This window comes from Massilia sp. Masssp94 (assembly GCF_059491305.1).
This window is the reverse complement of record NZ_CP168501.1, coordinates 5175428-5192722: the sequence shown is the minus strand read 5'-3', so window position 1 is coordinate 5192722 and position 17295 is coordinate 5175428. Positions and strand designations below refer to the sequence as shown.

Here is a 17295-nt window from a genome sequence, read left to right as displayed (position 1 = left end):
CAGTAATCAAGCATGATACCATGTTCCTCGTCCGTCGCCTACCGCAGCGACCGGGCGAAATCCAGCAGATTGCTCACCAGGTCGCCATGCGCCAACATCTGCGCCTGCCATTCGGCATTGCGTTCACGAATCGTCGGCAAACTGGCTTGCAGCGATGTCCACAGCGCGCGCCAATCCGCCGGAGCATTACCTTCCACGCCATTCCAGCGCAGGGAAAAATCGATCAGGCTGTCCAGGTTCGCCGCGTACTTTTGCAGGAACGCGCGGAGTTTAACATGATGCAAGTTTTCATCTTGCGGATAGATGTGCCAGATGAATGGTCGTCCCGCCCATTGCGCACGCACCCAGGAATCCTCGCCGCGCACGAAGTTCACGTCGCACGCCCACAGCAGGCGATCGTAATCGTCCTGCGCCAGGAACGGGACGGTGCGGACCGTGAGATTGCCGTGCGTCGCCACCGCGCCGGCGCCGGCGAACGCCGCCACCTGCTCGCGCGCGACGCCTTGCGGCACGAGACAGGTCACGGGCCGGTCGCCATCGCGCCATGCGGCGAACATCTCCGCGACCGGCGCGTGCGGATAGCAAAACAGGCTGACTGTCAGCGCGCTTGCCTCGTCCGTCGTCACGCCAAGCCGCGCGAGGAAACCGGCCCGCGCCGCCGCGTCGGCCTGGAAGCAGTCGCGCGCGTCGAGCAGATCGCGTTCGCGCAGCAGGCCGCCCGTCTTGCTCGTAAAACCCGGGAAGAAGAAATGCTTCGTCAGCTTCAGGCGCGGATGCATCGACGGCAGCGCGTGGCAACCCTCGACCCACTCCTCCGCGCTGAGGCCTTCGTAATTGATCCACACGGGCCGCGGCTCGCACTGCGCCATCGCGGCGATATAGCCCGGCGGGATGTCGACGCCGAAGAATTCGATGACGATGTCGGCCACGTCGGCCGGCGCGCAGGCGCCGTCCTGGTCGCGCCAGTGCAGCACGCGCACGCCGTCGACCACCTGCTCGTCGGCAGCGACGGACACGCCCGGCCAGATGCGGCGGAAACTGGCGAGGTCGTCGACCCACAGGGTCACCGCGATGCCATGCTCGCGGTGGAACTGCCGCGCGAGGCGCCAGCAGATGCCGATGTCGCCGAAGTTGTCGACCACTTTGCAGAAGATGGCGAGAGTCGTGGAGCGTTGATCGTTGTGCATGGTCGCGGACCCAAAGAAAAACCGGAGCACCTTTCCGCATGTGCGGGTGGTCTGCTCCGGTCTTTGACTGGCGTCCCCACGGGGATTCGAACCCCGGTACTCACCGTGAAAGGGTGATGTCCTAGGCCTCTAGACGATGGGGACCTAAAACTGTTTTTTTACTGCTTGCCGTATGTATGCTTGGCGTCCCCACGGGGATTCGAACCCCGGTACTCACCGTGAAAGGGTGATGTCCTAGGCCTCTAGACGATGGGGACCCTGGAACTTTTACCGCTATGCCTGATCGCAGGCATCTTACATCAAAACTGGCGTCCCCACGGGGATTCGAACCCCGGTACTCACCGTGAAAGGGTGATGTCCTAGGCCTCTAGACGATGGGGACCTGAACTTCGCTACTACGTATTCTTGGTGGAGGTAAGCGGGATCGAACCGCTGACCTCTTGCATGCCATGCAAGCGCTCTCCCAGCTGAGCTATACCCCCAAAACAAAAGCCGCTCAAGGCGGCTTCCTTGCAACTCTACTGCGACAGACCGATCAAAATCTTGGCGTCCCCACGGGGATTCGAACCCCGGTACTCACCGTGAAAGGGTGATGTCCTAGGCCTCTAGACGATGGGGACCCTGGACTGCACTGTGTTACCCTGTTTTTCCCTGCTTGGTGGAGGTAAGCGGGATCGAACCGCTGACCTCTTGCATGCCATGCAAGCGCTCTCCCAGCTGAGCTATACCCCCTACGGGAAAACAGCACTATAACACACTACATTTACTGCTTACGTCGTTTTTCAACGTCGCTGCCGAATCTGGCGTCCCCACGGGGATTCGAACCCCGGTACTCACCGTGAAAGGGTGATGTCCTAGGCCTCTAGACGATGGGGACCTGGACTACAACATACTTCAGAGTTGGTGGAGGTAAGCGGGATCGAACCGCTGACCTCTTGCATGCCATGCAAGCGCTCTCCCAGCTGAGCTATACCCCCGCAGCGCTGAAGTGCGAGCATTATAGCGGACGCACTTGCATTACGCAAATAGTCACAGCCCCTTGCCAACTCGCTTGAGCACGGTGTCGCGGCCGAACAATTCCAGCACCGCGTCGATGGCCGGCGTCTGCAGCTGGCCGGTGACGAGCAGGCGCAGCGGCATGGCCAGTTGCGGCATCTTGAGGCCGTGCGCGGCCAGCACTTCCTTCATCATCGCGGACAATGCCGGCTTGGTCCATTCCACGTCGCGCAGGCGCTCGGCGAACTGGGCCAGCGCGGGGCGCACGGCGTCCGTCAGGTGCTGGGTCAGCAGCGCCGCGTCCGGCTTCGGCTCGCGGTAGAACAGCATCGCGGCATCGGCCAGCTCGTTGATCGTGTTGGTGCGCTCCTTCATCAGGCCCAGCACGGCGGCCAGCGGCGGCGCGCCGTCGAACCGGGCGCCTTCGCGTTCCATCTTCGGACGCGCGAGGCCGGCCAGGCGCTCGTTGTCGGCCTGCTTGATATAGTGGTTGTTCAGCCAGCCCAGCTTTTCCGGATTGAACTGCGCGGCCGACGCCGTCAGGTGGTCGAGGTTGAACCACTCGGTGAACTGCTGCATCGAGAAGATCTCGTCGTCGCCGTGGCTCCAGCCCAGGCGTGCCAGGTAATTCAGCATCGCTTCCGGCAGATAGCCCTGCTCCGGGTATTCCATCACGCTGACGGCGCCGTGGCGCTTCGACAGCTTCTGGCCGTCCGGGCCGAGGATCATCGGCAGGTGGCCGTACTGCGGCAGCTCGGCGCCCAGCGCGCGCAGGATATTGATCTGGCGGGGCGTGTTGTTGACGTGGTCGTCGCCGCGCAGCACGTGCGTGATCTTCATGTCCCAGTCGTCGACGGCGACGCAGAAGTTATAGGTCGGCGTGCCGTCCGGACGGGCGATCACGAGGTCGTCCAGTTCCTTGTTGGCGATGGTGATCGGGCCCTTGACGACGTCGTGCCACGTGACTTCGCCGTCCAGCGGATTCTTGAAGCGCACCACGGGCTTGACGCCTTCCGGTACCGGCGGCAGCGTCTTGCCCGGTTCCGGGCGCCACGTGCCGTCGTAGCGCGGCTTGTCGCCGGCGGCGCGCATGCGCTCGCGCATCGCTTCCACTTCTTCCGGCGAGCAGTAGCACAGGTAGGCCGTGCCGGCTTCCAGCATGCCCTTCACCACTTCACGGTAACGGTCCATGCGCTGCATCTGGTAGAACGGGCCTTCGTCGTGCGCGAGGCCCAGCCATTCCATCCCCTGCAGGATCGCCTGCACGGCTTCCGGCGTCGAACGCTCCAGGTCGGTGTCTTCGATGCGCAGGACGAAGGTGCCGCCGAAATGGCGGGCATAAGCCCACGAATACAGCGCGGTGCGCGCGCCGCCGAGGTGGAGATAGCCGGTCGGGCTGGGAGCGAAACGGGTACGGACGGTCATGGTCGGATGCGAAGGGAACGCATGAATATTAGTGAAGCGGCTATTTTACCGCGAGGCCCGGCAATGGGGGGCGAGCGATCCTGCAACACGGTTACTCACGATGACTGAAAATTACTTTACAGAAATTAAAGTTTTGGCTACAGTCTCGTCCGGCTTTCCCACCTCATGCATATATCACTCTACCCATGACGAGCGACCCGAGCACCGCTGCCATTGCGCGCCTGCGCGGCGAATTCGTCTGCGCGACGACGGAACTTGGCTTCCTGCACGAGCAGGCGCCGACGATCCTGCGCGACCTGCGCCGCGCGCTGATCGTGTGCTCGCTGTTCTACCTGATGTTCAGCGTGGCCGACGTATTGGCGCTGGGCCTGCCGGGCGCCATCCCGTCCCTGCTCGCCCGCGCCCTCGTGCCGGTCCTCGCCTGGGCCGGCCTGCGCCATGCACGCCGCGCCGCCGCACCCGTCAAGGCCGCGTACCGGGTGGCGAGCGCGTTCACATTGCTGGGGATGCTCACCTATATGTTCGTCGTCTGGCGCCGCCCGGCCGACACGCTGTTGCACGGCACGTCCGTCGGCCTGATGGCCGTCGTGATCCTGATCTTCATCCCGAACCGCCTGCGCACGTCGGTCGCCATCGCGCTGGGTTCCAGCCTCGTGTTCGTCGCGCTGGCGTGGATCCAGCACCTCGAAACGACGCGCCACCTCGTGTCGATGACGATGCTGGTCCTGTTCGCCAACGCCTTCGGCGCCGTCGCCGCGAACCGCCACGCCCGCCTGTGGCGCGAGCAATATCGCACGCGCCAGGTGCTGACGAATTTGTCCGTACGCGACCCGCTGACCGGCTGCTACAACCGGCGCCACCTGAACGCGGCCCTGCTCGACGGCGAGATCGCGCGCGCGCGGCGCTACCGATTGAGCCTGTCGCTGATCATGTGCGACCTGGACGGCTTCAAGGCCATCAACGACACATACGGCCACCACGCGGGCGACGAACTGCTGCGCTGCTTCGCGAACCTGTTGCAGGCGATGACGCGCGATTCCATCGACACGGTCGTGCGCTACGGCGGCGAGGAATTCCTGATCATCCTGCCGGAGACGCGGCTGGACGGCGCCGTCGAACTGGCCGAACGTGTCCGCGCCGCGTTCGCCGCCGAACGCATCCCGTACGGCGACACCGCGCTGGCCACGACCGCCAGCTTCGGCGTCGTCGGCGCCGATTTCGCGGCGCACCAGGCCATCACGCCGCAATCCCTGATCGCCGTCGCGGACGTCCTCATGTACGACGCCAAGCGGGGCGGCCGCAACCAGGTGCGCGCACGCCAGGTCGAGACGGGTATCGCACGCGTGGCATAGAATCGCCCGGATGAGCGATTCTTCCTTACCCGATCTGCGCGCCCACTACGACGCCATGTGGGACCGCGCCTGGCCGGACATCTCCCGCGGCGAGGTCGAATGCGACCCGCACCTGGCCGGCGGCCTCGATCCGCGCCGCGGCCTCACGCTGATCGCGCGCCCCGGTCCTGCGCTGGCGGCCCGTTTCGAAGCCGTGCAGGACGCCTTGCTCGCCGCCGACCCGCGCCAGTATCGGCAACCCCTTTCCGACCTGCACATGACGGTGCTGTCGCTGTTCACGGTCACGGAAGATTACGCACCGCACCTGGCCCGGCGTGCGGATTACGCCGCGGCCGCACGCGCGGCAACGGATGATCTGCGCGCGTTCGACATCGGCTTCGAAGGCATCACGATCTCGCGCGGCGCCGTGCTGTTCAAGGGATTCCCGCGCGACGGCACACTGGAACGGCTGCGCGCGCGCCTGCGCGACGCCCTGCGCGCACGCGGGCTCGACGGGACACTGGACCAGCGCTACCGGCTCGTCACCGCGCACTCGACGGTGCTGCGCTTCATCGCCCCGCCCGCCGATCCGGCGCGACTGGCCGCAGTGCTGGCGGCGCTGCGCGACGTGCCGCTCGGGACCATGCGGGTAAGCAACCTCGAGCTCGTGATCAACGACTGGTATATGTCGAGCGCGGCGGTCGAACCGGTCGCGACATTTACGCTGCGGCCGCCGTCCGACGCAACGTGACGGTCTGCTCGCCGGCGGCGCGCGCCCGCAACTGGCCGCAGCCGCCATCGACGTCCTGCCCCGCCGAATCGCGCAGCTTGGTCAGGATGCCCCGCTCGAACAGCCAGGCTGCGATCGTCCGCGCCTTGTCCCAGTCGGGCCGGCGGAACGGCAAACCCGGATTCGTGTTGTAGGGGATCATGTTCAGCACGGCATACTTGCCGCGCAAGAGGTCGACCAGCGCCTCGAGTTCGTCCGGCCCGTCGTTGACGCCGTCCAGCAAGGTCCACTGGTACTGGATCGGGTAGCCGGTCAGGCGCGCGTAGCGCTCGCCCTCCTCGACCAGCTCGCGCGCCGTGAAGCGCGGTGCGCGCGGCAGCACGCGTGCGCGCAGGTCCGTCTTCGTCGTGTGCAGCGACAGAGCCAGCGCCGGTTTCACGCGGCCTTGCGGCAGGCGCTCGAACACGCGCGGATCGCCCACCGTCGAGAACACGAGGTTCTTGTGCGCGATATTTCCTTCGATGCCGAGCAGCTCGATGGCTTCCACCACGTTGTCGAGGTTGTGCGCGGGCTCGCCCATGCCCATGAACACGACTTTCTTGACGGGCCGCATCCGGCGCGCCAGCACGACCTGGGCGACGATCTCGCCGCTCGTCACCTGCCGGATCAGGCCACTTTGACCCGTCATGCAGAACTGGCAGCCGACCGCGCACCCGACCTGGCTCGACACGCACACGCCGTCGCGCGGCAGCAGCACGGATTCCACCGTCTGGCCATCGGCGAGGCCGACCAGCAGGCGCGCCGAGCCGTCGTCGGCGGGATGGGTACTGAGGACGCGGGCGAGCGCGTCCAGCTCGGCATCCAGCTGCGGCAGCGCTTCACGGACGGGCTTCGGCAGGAAGTCGTCGGGACGGCGGCGGCCGCGGTCATGGGCCATCACGCGGACCCAGTCGCGCAGCACGCGGTCTGCGTGCAGGGGCTGGGCGCCCAGCGTGCGCAGGCGGGTGCGGATTGCTTCGATTCTCATGTTGACGTCGAATCGTCGTTCCCGCGCACGCGGGAACCCATGCTGAGCGTATCGAAGTGGCTCAGTATGGATTCCCGCTTTCGCGGGAATGACGGTTGTATCGGAGCCGTCAATCGTTCTTGACGACGATCGTCGGAAACTTCGCCGACATATCCTTCGACTGCTCCGCCACCTTCACCGCGACCTTGCGCGCAATCTCTTTATAGATCGCGGCGACGGCACCGTCCGGCTCCGCCACGACGGTCGGCGTACCCGAATCCGTCTGCTCGCGGATGGACAGCTGCAGCGGCAGCTTGCCGAGGAAGTCCACGTGGAAATCTTCGCACATCTTCTGGCCGCCGCCTTCGCCGAAGATCGCCTCGACGTGGCCACAGTTCGAGCAGACGTGGGTGCTCATGTTTTCCACCACGCCGACGATCGGGATGCCGACCTTCTCGAACATCTTGAGGCCCTTGCGCGCGTCCAACAGGGCGATGTCCTGCGGCGTCGTGACGATCACGGCGCCCGTCACGGGGACCTTCTGCGACAGCGTGAGCTGGATGTCGCCCGTACCCGGCGGCATGTCGACGACGAGGTAGTCGAGGTTCTTCCAGTTGGTCTGTTCCAGCAGCTGCTGCAGGGCCTGCGTGACCATCGGGCCGCGCCACACCATCGGCTCGTCCGGATCGATCATGAAGCCGATCGACGACACCTGCACGCCGTGGTTTTCCAGCGGCTCCATCGTCTTGCCGTCCAGGCTCTGCGGGCGGCCGTTCACGCCCAGCATCATCGGCTGCGACGGGCCGTAGATGTCGGCATCCAGCAGGCCCACCGACGCACCCTCGGCGGCCAGCGCCAGCGCGAGGTTGACGGCCGTCGTCGACTTGCCGACGCCGCCCTTGCCGGACGCGACGGCGATGATGTTCTTCACGTTCGGCATCACCTTCAGGCCGCGCTGCACGGCGTGCGACAGGATCTTGCTCGTGACGTTGACGCTGGCGTTGTCCACGCCCGGAAGCTTGCGCAGCGCGTCGACGACGGCCGCGCGGATGCCCGCGACCTGGCTCTTCGCCGGATAGCCGAGCTCGATGTCGAGGGCGACGTTGCCGCCGTCGACCTGGATGTTCTTGACTGCCTTGGAGGTGACGAAATCTTTATGGGTGTTGGGATCGACGACAGCGGCCAGGGCGGCCTTGACGTCATCTACAGTGATGCTCATTGGGTTCTCCGGATGTGATGCGCAAGTTTAGCGCAAAACGCGGCGCCCCCTGTTGTCAGGCCGGCAAATGCGCAAAGTACCCCCTGCGCGCTTGGGGTCATCCGCTGGTAAAATGCCTGTTTTCCTCGACAACCTCGACCTTCGACCATGACACGCAAGCTGTTCGTCACCACCGCCCTGCCCTACGCCAACGCTGCCTTTCACATCGGCCACATGATGGAATACATCCAGGCCGACATCTGGGTCCGCTTCCAGCGAATGCAGCGCGATGCCGGTGCGCAGCGCGTCGTGCACTTCGTCGGCGCCGACGACACGCACGGCACGCCGATCATGATCGCCGCCGAAAAGGAAGGCGTCACGCCGCAGGAATTCGTCGCGAAGATCGCGGCCGGCCGCGCGCAATACCTGGACGGCTTCCACATCGCGTTCGACAACTGGTACTCCACGGACTCGCCGGAAAACGTCGACCTGTCGCAGGGCATCTACCGCCGCCTGCGCGATAACGGCCTGATCACCACGAAGACCGTCGACCGCTTCTACGACACGGCCAAGGGCATGTTCCTGGCCGACCGCAACATCAAGGGCGAGTGCCCGGTCTGCCACGCGAAGGACCAGTACGGCGACAACTGCGAAGTGTGCGGCGCCGCCTACCAGCCGACCGAGCTGATCAACCCGTACTCCGTGTTCACGGGTTCGACGCCGATCCTGAAGCCGTCCGAACAGTACTTCTTCAAGCTGTCCGACCCGCGCTGCTTCCAATTCCTGAAGGAGTGGCTGAACACGCCGGGCCGCCTGCAGCCGGAAATGGTCAACAAGGTCTCCGAATGGCTGGGCGAGAACGGCGAAAAGCTGGCCGACTGGGACATCTCGCGCGACGCGCCCTATTTCGGCATCCCGATCCCGGATGCGCCAGGTAAATTCTTCTACGTGTGGCTGGACGCGCCGGTCGGCTATCTGGCCAGCCTGAAGAATTATTTCGAAAAACAGGGCATCGATTACGAAGCGTTCCTGAACGATCCGTCCGCCGAGCAAGTGCACTTCATCGGCAAGGACATCGTGTCGTTCCACCTGCTGTTCTGGCCGGCGATGCTGAATTTCTCGGGCCACCCGATCATCGACAAGCTGAAGGTCAATGTCCACGGCCACCTGACCGTGAACAACGAAAAGATGTCGAAATCGCGCGGCACGGGCATTTCGCCGCTGCGCTATCTGCAGCTGGGCATGAATCCGGAATGGCTGCGCTACTACCTCGCGTTCAAGCTGAACGCCCGGGTCGAAGACCTGGACTTCACGGGCGAGGACTTCGTCGCGCGCGTGAACAGCGACCTGATCGGCAAGTACGTGAACATCGCCAGCCGCTGCGCCGGCTTCATCGCCAAGCGTTTCGACGGCAAGCTGGCATCGGCGCTGTCGGATGACGCGAAACAATGGATCGCTCGCGCCCTGAACGGCGACAACGGCGAGCGCCAGGCCGCCATCGCGGCAAACTTCGAAGCGCGCGAGTTCGGCAAGGCGCTGCGCGAAATCATGGAAGTGGCCGACGTCGCCAACCGCTACGTCGACGAGAACAAGCCGTGGATCCTGGCCAAGGACGAGACCAGGACCGCCGAACTGCACGACGTCTGCACGACCGCGCTGATCCTGTTCCGCCAGCTGACGATCATGCTGTCGCCGGTGCTGCCGCACGTGGCCGCGCGCGTGCGCGAATTCCTCGGCGAGGACGCGTACTCGTGGGAAGACACCCAGGGCGAGCGCGTCTACGCTCCGCTACTGGGCCGCACCATCGGCGCCTACAGCCACCTGATGCAGCGCGTGGATGCCAAGATGGTCGAGGACCTGTTCGACAAGCCGGCTGCGGCCGCTGCTGCGCCCGCTGCTGCCGTCGAGACCGCCGCCCCCCCGGCCCCGGAAGCCTCCGACATCGAAGAACTGGCACCGGAAATCTCGATCGACGACTTCACGAAAATCGACCTGCGCGTGGCGAAGATCGTCAATTGTGAGCACGTCGAAGGTGCGGGCAAGCTGCTCCGCCTCACGCTGGACGTGGGCGAAGGCCGCTATCGTAATGTGTTCTCGGGTATCAAGTCGGCCTACCAGCCGGAGCAATTGATCGGCAAACTGACGGTGCTCGTGGCCAACCTGGCGCCGCGCAAGATGAAATTCGGCGTGTCGGAAGGCATGGTGCTGTGCGCGTCCGCGAAAGATGAAAAAGCGAATCCGGGCCTGTACCTGCTGGAGCCGGTGAGCGGCGCGCAGCCGGGCATGCGCATTCGCTGAGCCCGGCCTGGTGGCGTCAGTTGCTCTGCAACGGCGCCATCAGCGAGCTCTTATTGTCTTTATAGTCCTTGCCGCCGATCTGGCTGACCATCTTTTCGGTGCGTTTGGCCGGGATGCGGCTGCCGGTGATCGGTGCGGCCGCGTCCGTCGTCGAGGTGGACGCGGCGCCGAGCGCGAGCATGTCTGCGGCGGCAGGTTCATTCGTGCTGGCGCACCCGGCCAGGACAAATGACAAGGCAGCGCAAGGCAGGACGGCTTTCATGGATCACCTGTACGGGAATAGGTTAAGGGAAAGATAAATACCTTGCCAGAATACTATTAATTCCCGCACGCGGGTAGCAGTATAATGCGCTGTTTAATTAGATGAGGTCAGAGCCCCAACGAAAGAACCGTGCTCTGACCCCATAAAAATTAGATGAGGTCAGAGCCCTAACAGAAGAATCGTGCTCTGACCCCATAAAATAAACTTACTTTAGAGTAGTAGCGACTAATATGACCGAATACAAAGCCCTGAGGCACATCCCGCAAGCGAATCTGTTCCGCCAAGGTGACGTCTTCGTCCTGTTCGGCGAACTGTTCGGCCGCGGCTATGTGAACGGCCTGATCGACGAGGCGCGCGCCGCCGGCATGACGATCCTCGGCATCACCGTCGGCCGCCGCAACGACGATGGCACCCTGCGCGCCCTGACGCCGGAAGAACACGCGGAAGCGGAAGCCAAGCTCGGCGGCCGCATCGTCAATGTGCCCCTGATGGCCGGTTTCGACATGGACGCGCCCCCGGGCGAGCAGAATCCGACCGAGATGCTGTCCGGTATTACCCTCAAAAGCTGGCAAGAAGACAAGCTGGACTGGACCAAGATCGAAGCCTGCCGCACCGCCGGCGTGCAGCGCTTCACGCAGTCGGCCCAGGAAGTCATGGCCGAGATCGACAAGCTGATCCCGGACGGCGCCAACGTGTTCTTCGCGCACACGATGGCCGGCGGCATCCCGAAGATCAAGGCCTTCCTCGCCATCGCCAACCGCATCTACAAAGGCCGCGGCGACCGCTTCATGTCGTCGCGCGCCCTGCTGGACAGCGACCTCGGCAAGCTGATCCTGATGAACTTCGACGAAGTGTCGGCGAACACGCTGAAATACCTGATCGATGCGTCCGCCGCCATCCGCGCGCGCGTGGAAGCCAAGGGCGGCCAGGTGCGCTACACGGCGTACGGCTACCACGGCACCGAGATCCTGATCGGCGGCGAATACGTGTGGCAGACCTACACGAACTACACGCAGGGGTATGCCAAGATGCGCCTGGAGTCGATCGCCGAGGCCGCCTGGGCCCAGGGCGTCACCGCCACCGTGTTCAACTGCCCGGAAATCCGCACGAACTCGTCCGACATCTTCGTCGGCGTGGAACTGTCGCTCTTCCCGCTCTTGCTGGCCCTGAAAAAAGAAGGCGGCGGTGCATGGGCACAGGAGCAATGGGACATCTGCCAGAAACTGCTGGGCGAAGGCGTCTCGCTGCAATCGATCCTCGACAAGCTGGAAGCGTATCTGCAGACCGCCACCAGCACCTCGTTCCGCAACTTCGAGGCCTGGCCGATGGACAACACGCCGGAACTGGCCGACCTGATGATCGGCACGTCCGACGAAATCACGTCGCTGCACACGGACAAGAAGGCGCTGATCACGGACCACCTGTCGGCCCTCGTGCTGGAAGGCACCGGCCCGCTGATGTTCCACGGCGCGGCCGAGAAGATCGCACCGGTGCTGTGGCTCAACCACGACATCATTGCCCGTCAACTGAATGCGCTGCACCAATAAGCGCTGACTCGCAGTATCATTCCTTGTTTTTATGATGCGGCGGCTCTCGATAAGCGAGGCCGCCGTTTGTACGACCTGCCTAGAAAAGCCATGAAACACATCCAGTACGAATCCGAGCACACGAAGTTCATCAAGGAACTGAAGGAAAAGACCCCGGGCATGGAAGAGCGCCAGCAGGCCGGCCGCTCGCTGCTGTGGGACAAAGCCCCGCTGTCGCTGGACGAGCAGCGCCGCATCGACGAGTCGCGTCTCCGCCAGCAGGCGTATCCGTACCAGACGAAAGTCTGACGCTTCTCGATCATTCCCAGGTCGACGACGATGGTGCCCGAGCAGGCGACGCCCGGGGGGCGCGCCGATCCCGACACGGGCGACGGCACCACGGCCTCCCCTGCCGATACCGCGAGTGTCGACGCCCACGTCGACAGCGCCATCGCACGCCTGTACGGCGAGCCGCTGCTACACCTGCCCACCGACCTGTACATCCCGCCCGATGCGCTCGAGATCTTTCTTGATGCGTTCGAAGGTCCGCTCGACCTGCTGCTGTACCTGATCCGCAAACAGAATTTCAATATCCTCGACATCCCGATGGCCCAGGTCACGTTGCAGTACCTGGAATACGTCGAGCAGATCCGCAAAAGCAACCTGGAGCTGGCGGCGGAATACCTGCTGATGGCCGCGATGCTCATCGAGATCAAGTCGCGCATGCTGCTGCCCAAGCGCGTCGACACGCTCGTCGAGGAAGCGGAAGACCCGCGCGCGGAGCTGGTGCGGCGCCTGCTGGACTACGAGCAGATCAAGGTCGCGGCCCAGCAGCTGGGCGCCCTGCCCCAGGAAGGCCGCGACTTCGTGCGCCCGCAGCTGCACATCGAGCAGGCGCTGGGGCCGGTCTGGCCGCAGGTCGACCCGCACGATCTGCAGCGCGCCTGGATGGACGTGCTGCGCCGCGCCAAGCTGACCCAGCACCACCGCATCGGCCGCGAGGAATTGTTCGTGCGCGAGCACATGTCGGCCATCCTGCGCACCTTGCAGTCGGCCCGCTTCGTCGAGTTCTCGGAACTGTTCGGCGGCCAGGCCAGCGTGCCGGTCGTCGTCGTGCATTTCGTCGCCATGCTCGAACTGGCGAAAGAAACCTTAATCGAAATAACCCAGGCCGAACCTTTCGCCCCCATCTATGTGCGGCTCGCCTATTCTCCCGCGTGACGCCATTACGAATCCGATACCATGAAAATCATCTCCACCATTGACGAACTGCGCGACCAGCTGCGCGGACAACTGCGCACCGCCTTCGTGCCGACGATGGGCAACCTGCACGAAGGCCATCTGTCGTTGATGCGACTGGCGCGCCGCCACGGCGACCCGGTCGTCGCCTCGATCTTCGTCAACCGCCTGCAGTTCGGCCCGAACGAGGACTTCGACAAATACCCGCGCACGTTCGAAGCGGACGTCGCCAAGCTGGAGAAGGAAGGCGTGTACGTGCTGTTCGCGCCGACCGAAAAGGACCTGTATCCGGAGCCGCAGGAATACCGCGTGCAGCCGCCCGACGACCTGGGTAATATCCTGGAAGGCGAGTTCCGTCCCGGCTTCTTCAACGGTGTGTGCACGGTCGTGACGAAGCTGTTCTCCTGCGTGCAGCCGCGCGTGGCCGTGTTCGGCAAGAAGGATTACCAGCAGTTGATGATCGTCCGTAACATGGCGCGCCAGTTCGCGCTCCCGACGGAAATCATCGGCGCCGAGACGTTCCGCGCGGAAGATGGCCTGGCGCTGTCGTCGCGCAACGGCTACCTGAGCACGGCGGAACGCGCGGAAGCGCCGTTCCTGTACCAGACGCTGCAGTACGTAGCGGAACAGACCCGCGCCGGCCACGCCGACCTGGCCGCGCTGGAGCGCGACGCGATGGAGCGCCTGGCCGCGCGCGGCTGGCAGCCCGACTACGTGTCGATCCGCAAGCGCATGAACTTGCAGGCGCCAGGCCGCGAGGAATATGAAGCGGGCGCACCGCTCGTCGTCCTGACGGCCGCCAAACTTGGTGCGACGCGTCTGATCGATAATCTCGAGATCTGACTCTAGAAGTTCCTTTGTTGCAAATATGTTGTAGGAATTGGCAACTCTTCTTGTTAGACTCGTGGCTTGGCTTTTTACCCAAACCACGTAAAAAGAAGGAGTAGCGTCTTGACCGACCTCTCGATGCTTCAAATGCGCAAGGGCCCGCCCAAACCGGCGGACGCCGTGGACCGGATCCGCCCGGATTCCGGCGCCCATGACATGCGCGACCCGTTCGACATCGGCGACGCGTTGACCACGCTCGCCCTGACCGGCGAACCCGTGACCGTGTATCCACGCGGCCGGGACTTCGTCATGGCGCGCATCGACAGCGTCGATCCCGAGCACGAGGTGTTCACCCTGGAGCTCGCCGGCAACGACGTCCTGGCGGAAGGCGAGGCCGTGTTCGTCGCGGCGCTCGGGAGCAATGCGAAGATCCAGTTCGAGCTCGACGCCGGCTGGGCCATCGTGGAGGGACGCCCGGACCTCGTGCAACTGCCGCTGCCGGCGGTCTGTCTTGTGCTGAACCGGCGCGCCGAGCCCCGCCTGGAATCGCCGCTAGGCATGAATTACGGCGCCCGCTTCACGCTGCTGGGCAAGGTGTTCGAGATGCCGCTGTACGATTTCTCACGCGGGGGCGTCGGGCTGCGCGCGACGCCGGAACAGGCGCTCGAACTGTACGTCGGCAAGAAGCTGGAAGGCGTGCAGCTGGAACTGGGCACGTCGCTGGCCGTCTCGGCCGACCTCGAAATCCGCCTGCTGCGGCCGTTCCGCACCTTCCTGCTGGGTCAGCAGGTGCAGGTGGGTTGCCGCATTTCGAATATCACGATGCAGATGCGGCAGACGCTCGAACGGGCTGTCGTCAAGATCCAGAAACGCAGATAAGCAAAACGGCCCGTGATGGGCCGTTTTTCATGCGGCGACGTTCTGCGCCCAAGCCAGCGCAGAGAGATGCGCCTTGTTGACGTCGACCGGGCCGATCTCCAGCGACGCCGCCAGCGACGCCACGAGGTCCGAATTCAGCTCGCACGCCTCCGCCAGCGCGAGATAGGGTCCGTAGACGCCATCGCGCCCCAGCAACGCCTGCACGACCTGCTCCGGCAGCTGGATCGTGTCCAGCACCTCCTTCATCGGCAGCCCCAGCAGGCGGTCCAGCAGCGAGAACATGCCCGCCACGAACAGGTGCTCGCCCTCGCCGCGCGGCAGATACGTCTGGCCCAGCAGTTCGCACAGGCGCGCGCGCACGACCGCCGTTTCCATCAGCACGGGCGAATAGCCGCTCGTGCTGGCTGTCGCCAGCAGCAGGACGAGCCAGCGGTACAGCGGCGCGTAGCCGAGCATCGCGATCGCCTGGCGCAGCGACTGGATGTCGCGGCCCGAGCCGAAACCGGCCGAATTGATGAAGCGCAGGAGTTTATAGATCAGTGCCGGATCGCGCTTGAGCACGGCCTCGATCTTGGGCACGTCCTCGTTGTTCTGCACCATCTGCATCAGCTGCAGGATGATGGTCTGGGCCGGGTTCATGCCCTTGACGGGGTTGCCCGGGCGCGGCGTCAGGTGCAGCTTGCCGACGAAGGCATCCAGCCCCAGCGCGGCGCAGGCGTCGAAATCCTGCCACGTCGACACGGGCCGGCCGACGAGGCGCAGCGCCGACTGCTTCGCGGCGGCGTACGCGCGCGCCTGGGCGGCCACGTCGGCGCCGGTGAAGCGCACTTCGGCATAGGACGCGAAGGGAGACAGGTTCTTGCCCAGCAGGGCCAGGTCGGCGCCGCGGATCGAGATGCCGACGCCGCCCGCGCGCAGCGCCTGCACGGCCGCACGGGTATCGGGGTTCGCGAGATCGCGTACAGGCAGCGAGAGCACGGTGCGTTCCGGGGGCAGCGCGTGCAGCGCATCCAGCGACAGCATCGCGGGCACGGCGTCGAGGAACAGGATCTTGTCGCGCAGGAGCCAGCCCTGCTCCTCGTCGACCACGTGGTCGGCGACGAAGGCGACGAGGCGTTCGAGGTCGGCGTCGCCGAGTGGCTGGCCAGCGCGCTGTTGCCAGCAGAGCTCGTACCCGATCACGCGTTGCTTCGGGTCGAGCAGGGGTTCACGGACGATGAAGTGAGTCTGGTGCATGTCTTGTAACGATCGCCGGGTGGAACAAAAAACGGCGGCTTGATGCCGCCGCGTCGGGATCAGAAGCCCAGGCTGTCCAGCAAGTCGTCGACCTGGCCCTGGTCGGCCACGACGTCGCTACTGCCTTCCGGGTTGATCTGCGGACCGTTCAGCAAGCCATTGTCGAGCTCGCGCTTGATCTCGCTCGGGGCGAAATCGACGAGCACCTGCACCAGCTGCTTTTCCAGGTTCTGGGCGATGCCCGTGATACGCGAGATCACCTGGCCGGTCAGGTCCTGGAAGTCCTGGGCCATCATGATGTCCATCAAATGCGCCTTCGTGGCGCTGGCCGCTTCGCGCGATTCGGCCAGGCTGGCGACGGTGCGCTCGGCCAGCGCACGCCAGTCGCCGTCGGCGCCCGGGGCAGCCAGCAGCGCCTGCCACGAACGGCCGAGTTCGGCGGCACGGTCGTCGATGCCGTCCTGCAGCGGATTGGCGGCATCGGTCGCGTCGAGCACGCGCTTGGCCGATTGCTCGGACAGCCGGACCACGTAATCGAGGCGGTCGCGCGCATCGGGGATGTCGCTGGCCGCCTTTTCGATCAGCTTGTCCAGGCCCAGCCCGCGCAGGCTTTCGTGCAATGCGCGGGTCATGTACCCGATCCGGCTCAGAACCTCGTCGGGCGAAGTCGAGTCGGCGATGTGCTGGCTCATTTACGCGGCCTTTTCCATCTTTTCGAAAATCTTGTTCAGCTTTTCGTCCAGCGTGGCCGCGGTGAACGGCTTCACGACGTAGCCGTTGGCGCCGGCTTGCGCCGCCGCGATGATGTTTTCCTTCTTGGCTTCGGCGGTCACCATCAGCACCGGCAGCTTGGCCAGCGCGGGATCGGCACGAATGTTCTGCAGCATCGTCAGGCCGTCCATGTTCGGCATGTTCCAGTCGGACACGACGAAATCGAACTGTTCGCTGCGCAGCTTGGCCAGTGCCTGGACACCGTCTTCCGCCTCGTCGACATTGCCGTAACCCAGTTCTTTCAGCAGATTTTTGACGATGCGTCGCATCGTCGAAAAATCGTCAACAACCAGGAAACGCATCTTAGGATCAGCCATGAAATACTCCGTTGTTTCTTAACTCTGATGATGGGCTTCGAGGACTACGAAGCCCCTAGTATAGGT

General features: G+C 64.4%; 16 protein-coding genes and 8 tRNA genes. 8 read left to right on the top strand and 16 right to left on the bottom strand.

Annotation, left to right across the window (positions count from 1 at the left end):
* Window positions 1–38: 38 nt before the first annotated feature.
* From earP to gltX, 10 genes are all read right to left on the bottom strand, one after another.
* On the bottom strand, window positions 39–1187 hold the full coding sequence (earP, locus tag ACEN9G_RS23090; protein WP_413345364.1) for an elongation factor P maturation arginine rhamnosyltransferase EarP: 1149 nt from the start codon (window positions 1185–1187) through the stop codon (window positions 39–41).
* A gap of 68 nt (window positions 1188–1255) precedes the next feature.
* A tRNA-Glu gene (locus ACEN9G_RS23085) sits at window positions 1256–1331 on the bottom strand.
* Between the two features lie 37 nt (window positions 1332–1368).
* Window positions 1369–1444, bottom strand: a tRNA-Glu gene (locus ACEN9G_RS23080).
* Between the two features lie 49 nt (window positions 1445–1493).
* Window positions 1494–1569: transfer RNA gene (locus ACEN9G_RS23075), tRNA-Glu, on the bottom strand.
* Window positions 1570–1593: 24 nt separating this feature from the next.
* Window positions 1594–1669: transfer RNA gene (locus ACEN9G_RS23070), tRNA-Ala, on the bottom strand.
* A gap of 62 nt (window positions 1670–1731) precedes the next feature.
* Window positions 1732–1807 (bottom strand) — tRNA-Glu (locus tag ACEN9G_RS23065).
* A 36-nt stretch (window positions 1808–1843) separates the two neighbouring features.
* Window positions 1844–1919: transfer RNA gene (locus ACEN9G_RS23060), tRNA-Ala, on the bottom strand.
* 69 nt (window positions 1920–1988) lie between these two features.
* Window positions 1989–2064: transfer RNA gene (locus ACEN9G_RS23055), tRNA-Glu, on the bottom strand.
* 24 nt (window positions 2065–2088) lie between these two features.
* Window positions 2089–2164, bottom strand: a tRNA-Ala gene (locus ACEN9G_RS23050).
* A 52-nt stretch (window positions 2165–2216) separates the two neighbouring features.
* On the bottom strand, window positions 2217–3608 hold the full coding sequence (gltX, locus tag ACEN9G_RS23045) for a glutamate--tRNA ligase (RefSeq protein WP_413339727.1): 1392 nt from the start codon (window positions 3606–3608) through the stop codon (window positions 2217–2219).
* Window positions 3609–3793: 185 nt separating this feature from the next.
* Here gltX and ACEN9G_RS23040 point away from each other — a divergent pair, with 185 nt between their 5' ends.
* Both ACEN9G_RS23040 and ACEN9G_RS23035 read left to right on the top strand, forming a co-directional pair.
* Window positions 3794–4960: a GGDEF domain-containing protein gene (locus tag ACEN9G_RS23040; protein ID WP_413339725.1), complete on the top strand. Its 1167-nt coding sequence runs from the start codon at window positions 3794–3796 to the stop codon at window positions 4958–4960.
* A 10-nt stretch (window positions 4961–4970) separates the two neighbouring features.
* The gene (locus ACEN9G_RS23035; RefSeq protein ID WP_413339724.1) at window positions 4971–5690 is read left to right on the top strand and encodes a 2'-5' RNA ligase family protein; all 720 of its coding nucleotides are present in this window, start codon (window positions 4971–4973) and stop codon (window positions 5688–5690) included.
* Here the strand turns inward: ACEN9G_RS23035 and ACEN9G_RS23030 are convergent.
* Together ACEN9G_RS23030 and apbC are read right to left on the bottom strand one after the other, a co-directional pair.
* Entirely contained in the window at window positions 5659–6696 is a 1038-nt protein-coding gene (locus ACEN9G_RS23030; protein ID WP_413339722.1) for an RNA methyltransferase, read from the bottom strand. The two genes, ACEN9G_RS23035 and ACEN9G_RS23030, sit on opposite strands and share 32 nt — an antisense overlap.
* Before the next feature lie 109 nt (window positions 6697–6805).
* Window positions 6806–7894, bottom strand: coding sequence for an iron-sulfur cluster carrier protein ApbC (gene apbC, locus ACEN9G_RS23025; RefSeq protein WP_413339720.1), 1089 nt, complete (start codon window positions 7892–7894; stop codon window positions 6806–6808).
* A gap of 147 nt (window positions 7895–8041) precedes the next feature.
* Here apbC and metG point away from each other — a divergent pair, with 147 nt between their 5' ends.
* Window positions 8042–10171: a methionine--tRNA ligase gene (gene metG, locus ACEN9G_RS23020; protein ID WP_413339718.1), complete on the top strand. Its 2130-nt coding sequence runs from the start codon at window positions 8042–8044 to the stop codon at window positions 10169–10171.
* Between the two features lie 16 nt (window positions 10172–10187).
* On the opposite strand, the gene ACEN9G_RS23015 is transcribed toward metG, so the two are convergent.
* The gene (locus ACEN9G_RS23015; protein WP_156404012.1) at window positions 10188–10433 is read right to left on the bottom strand and encodes a hypothetical protein; all 246 of its coding nucleotides are present in this window, start codon (window positions 10431–10433) and stop codon (window positions 10188–10190) included.
* 230 nt (window positions 10434–10663) lie between these two features.
* Between ACEN9G_RS23015 and ACEN9G_RS23010 the strand changes: the two genes are divergently transcribed.
* From ACEN9G_RS23010 to ACEN9G_RS22990, 5 genes are all read left to right on the top strand, one after another.
* The gene (locus tag ACEN9G_RS23010; RefSeq protein WP_413339716.1) at window positions 10664–11980 is read left to right on the top strand and encodes an enoyl ACP reductase FabMG family protein; all 1317 of its coding nucleotides are present in this window, start codon (window positions 10664–10666) and stop codon (window positions 11978–11980) included.
* Window positions 11981–12070: 90 nt separating this feature from the next.
* Window positions 12071–12268 carry a DUF3460 family protein gene (locus ACEN9G_RS23005; RefSeq protein WP_056137239.1) on the top strand — a complete coding sequence of 66 codons (198 nt, stop codon included), beginning with the start codon at window positions 12071–12073 and terminating at the stop codon, window positions 12266–12268.
* A 30-nt stretch (window positions 12269–12298) separates the two neighbouring features.
* On the top strand, window positions 12299–13180 hold the full coding sequence (locus ACEN9G_RS23000; protein ID WP_413339714.1) for a segregation and condensation protein A: 882 nt from the start codon (window positions 12299–12301) through the stop codon (window positions 13178–13180).
* Window positions 13181–13201: 21 nt separating this feature from the next.
* Window positions 13202–14041 (top strand): pantoate--beta-alanine ligase, encoded by an 840-nt coding sequence (panC, locus tag ACEN9G_RS22995; RefSeq protein WP_413339712.1) that lies wholly within the window; start codon window positions 13202–13204, stop codon window positions 14039–14041.
* Window positions 14042–14149: 108 nt separating this feature from the next.
* Window positions 14150–14905 (top strand): flagellar brake protein, encoded by a 756-nt coding sequence (locus ACEN9G_RS22990; RefSeq protein ID WP_413339710.1) that lies wholly within the window; start codon window positions 14150–14152, stop codon window positions 14903–14905.
* 27 nt (window positions 14906–14932) lie between these two features.
* On the opposite strand, the gene ACEN9G_RS22985 is transcribed toward ACEN9G_RS22990, so the two are convergent.
* Genes ACEN9G_RS22985 through cheY form a run of 3 tightly spaced genes read right to left on the bottom strand, consistent with a single transcriptional unit; the run spans window position 14933 to window position 17229 of the window.
* A complete protein-coding gene (locus tag ACEN9G_RS22985) occupies window positions 14933–16141 on the bottom strand; it encodes an EAL and HDOD domain-containing protein (RefSeq protein ID WP_483127010.1) in 1209 nt (402 codons plus the stop codon).
* A gap of 59 nt (window positions 16142–16200) precedes the next feature.
* On the bottom strand, window positions 16201–16833 hold the full coding sequence (gene cheZ, locus ACEN9G_RS22980) for a protein phosphatase CheZ (RefSeq protein WP_413342046.1): 633 nt from the start codon (window positions 16831–16833) through the stop codon (window positions 16201–16203).
* Window positions 16834–17229 (bottom strand): chemotaxis response regulator CheY, encoded by a 396-nt coding sequence (gene cheY / locus ACEN9G_RS22975; RefSeq protein ID WP_036230336.1) that lies wholly within the window; start codon window positions 17227–17229, stop codon window positions 16834–16836. It lies immediately after the preceding gene.
* Between the last annotated feature and the right edge of the window lie 66 nt (window positions 17230–17295).

What these genes read in the sequence shown, in the direction of transcription:
- earP (WP_413345364.1), bottom strand. Translation starts at nt 1,187, where the DNA reads ATGCACAACGATCAACGCTCCACGACTCTCGCCATCTTCTGCAAAGTG.
- gltX (WP_413339727.1), bottom strand. Translation starts at nt 3,608, where the DNA reads ATGACCGTCCGTACCCGTTTCGCTCCCAGCCCGACCGGCTATCTCCAC.
- ACEN9G_RS23040 (WP_413339725.1), top strand. Translation starts at nt 3,794, where the DNA reads ATGACGAGCGACCCGAGCACCGCTGCCATTGCGCGCCTGCGCGGCGAA.
- ACEN9G_RS23035 (WP_413339724.1), top strand. Translation starts at nt 4,971, where the DNA reads ATGAGCGATTCTTCCTTACCCGATCTGCGCGCCCACTACGACGCCATG.
- ACEN9G_RS23030 (WP_413339722.1), bottom strand. Translation starts at nt 6,696, where the DNA reads ATGAGAATCGAAGCAATCCGCACCCGCCTGCGCACGCTGGGCGCCCAG.
- apbC (WP_413339720.1), bottom strand. Translation starts at nt 7,894, where the DNA reads ATGAGCATCACTGTAGATGACGTCAAGGCCGCCCTGGCCGCTGTCGTC.
- metG (WP_413339718.1), top strand. Translation starts at nt 8,042, where the DNA reads ATGACACGCAAGCTGTTCGTCACCACCGCCCTGCCCTACGCCAACGCT.
- ACEN9G_RS23015 (WP_156404012.1), bottom strand. Translation starts at nt 10,433, where the DNA reads ATGAAAGCCGTCCTGCCTTGCGCTGCCTTGTCATTTGTCCTGGCCGGG.
- ACEN9G_RS23010 (WP_413339716.1), top strand. Translation starts at nt 10,664, where the DNA reads ATGACCGAATACAAAGCCCTGAGGCACATCCCGCAAGCGAATCTGTTC.
- ACEN9G_RS23005 (WP_056137239.1), top strand. Translation starts at nt 12,071, where the DNA reads ATGAAACACATCCAGTACGAATCCGAGCACACGAAGTTCATCAAGGAA.
- ACEN9G_RS23000 (WP_413339714.1), top strand. Translation starts at nt 12,299, where the DNA reads ATGGTGCCCGAGCAGGCGACGCCCGGGGGGCGCGCCGATCCCGACACG.
- panC (WP_413339712.1), top strand. Translation starts at nt 13,202, where the DNA reads ATGAAAATCATCTCCACCATTGACGAACTGCGCGACCAGCTGCGCGGA.
- ACEN9G_RS22985 (WP_483127010.1), bottom strand. Translation starts at nt 16,141, where the DNA reads ATGCACCAGACTCACTTCATCGTCCGTGAACCCCTGCTCGACCCGAAG.
- cheZ (WP_413342046.1), bottom strand. Translation starts at nt 16,833, where the DNA reads ATGAGCCAGCACATCGCCGACTCGACTTCGCCCGACGAGGTTCTGAGC.
- cheY (WP_036230336.1), bottom strand. Translation starts at nt 17,229, where the DNA reads ATGGCTGATCCTAAGATGCGTTTCCTGGTTGTTGACGATTTTTCGACG.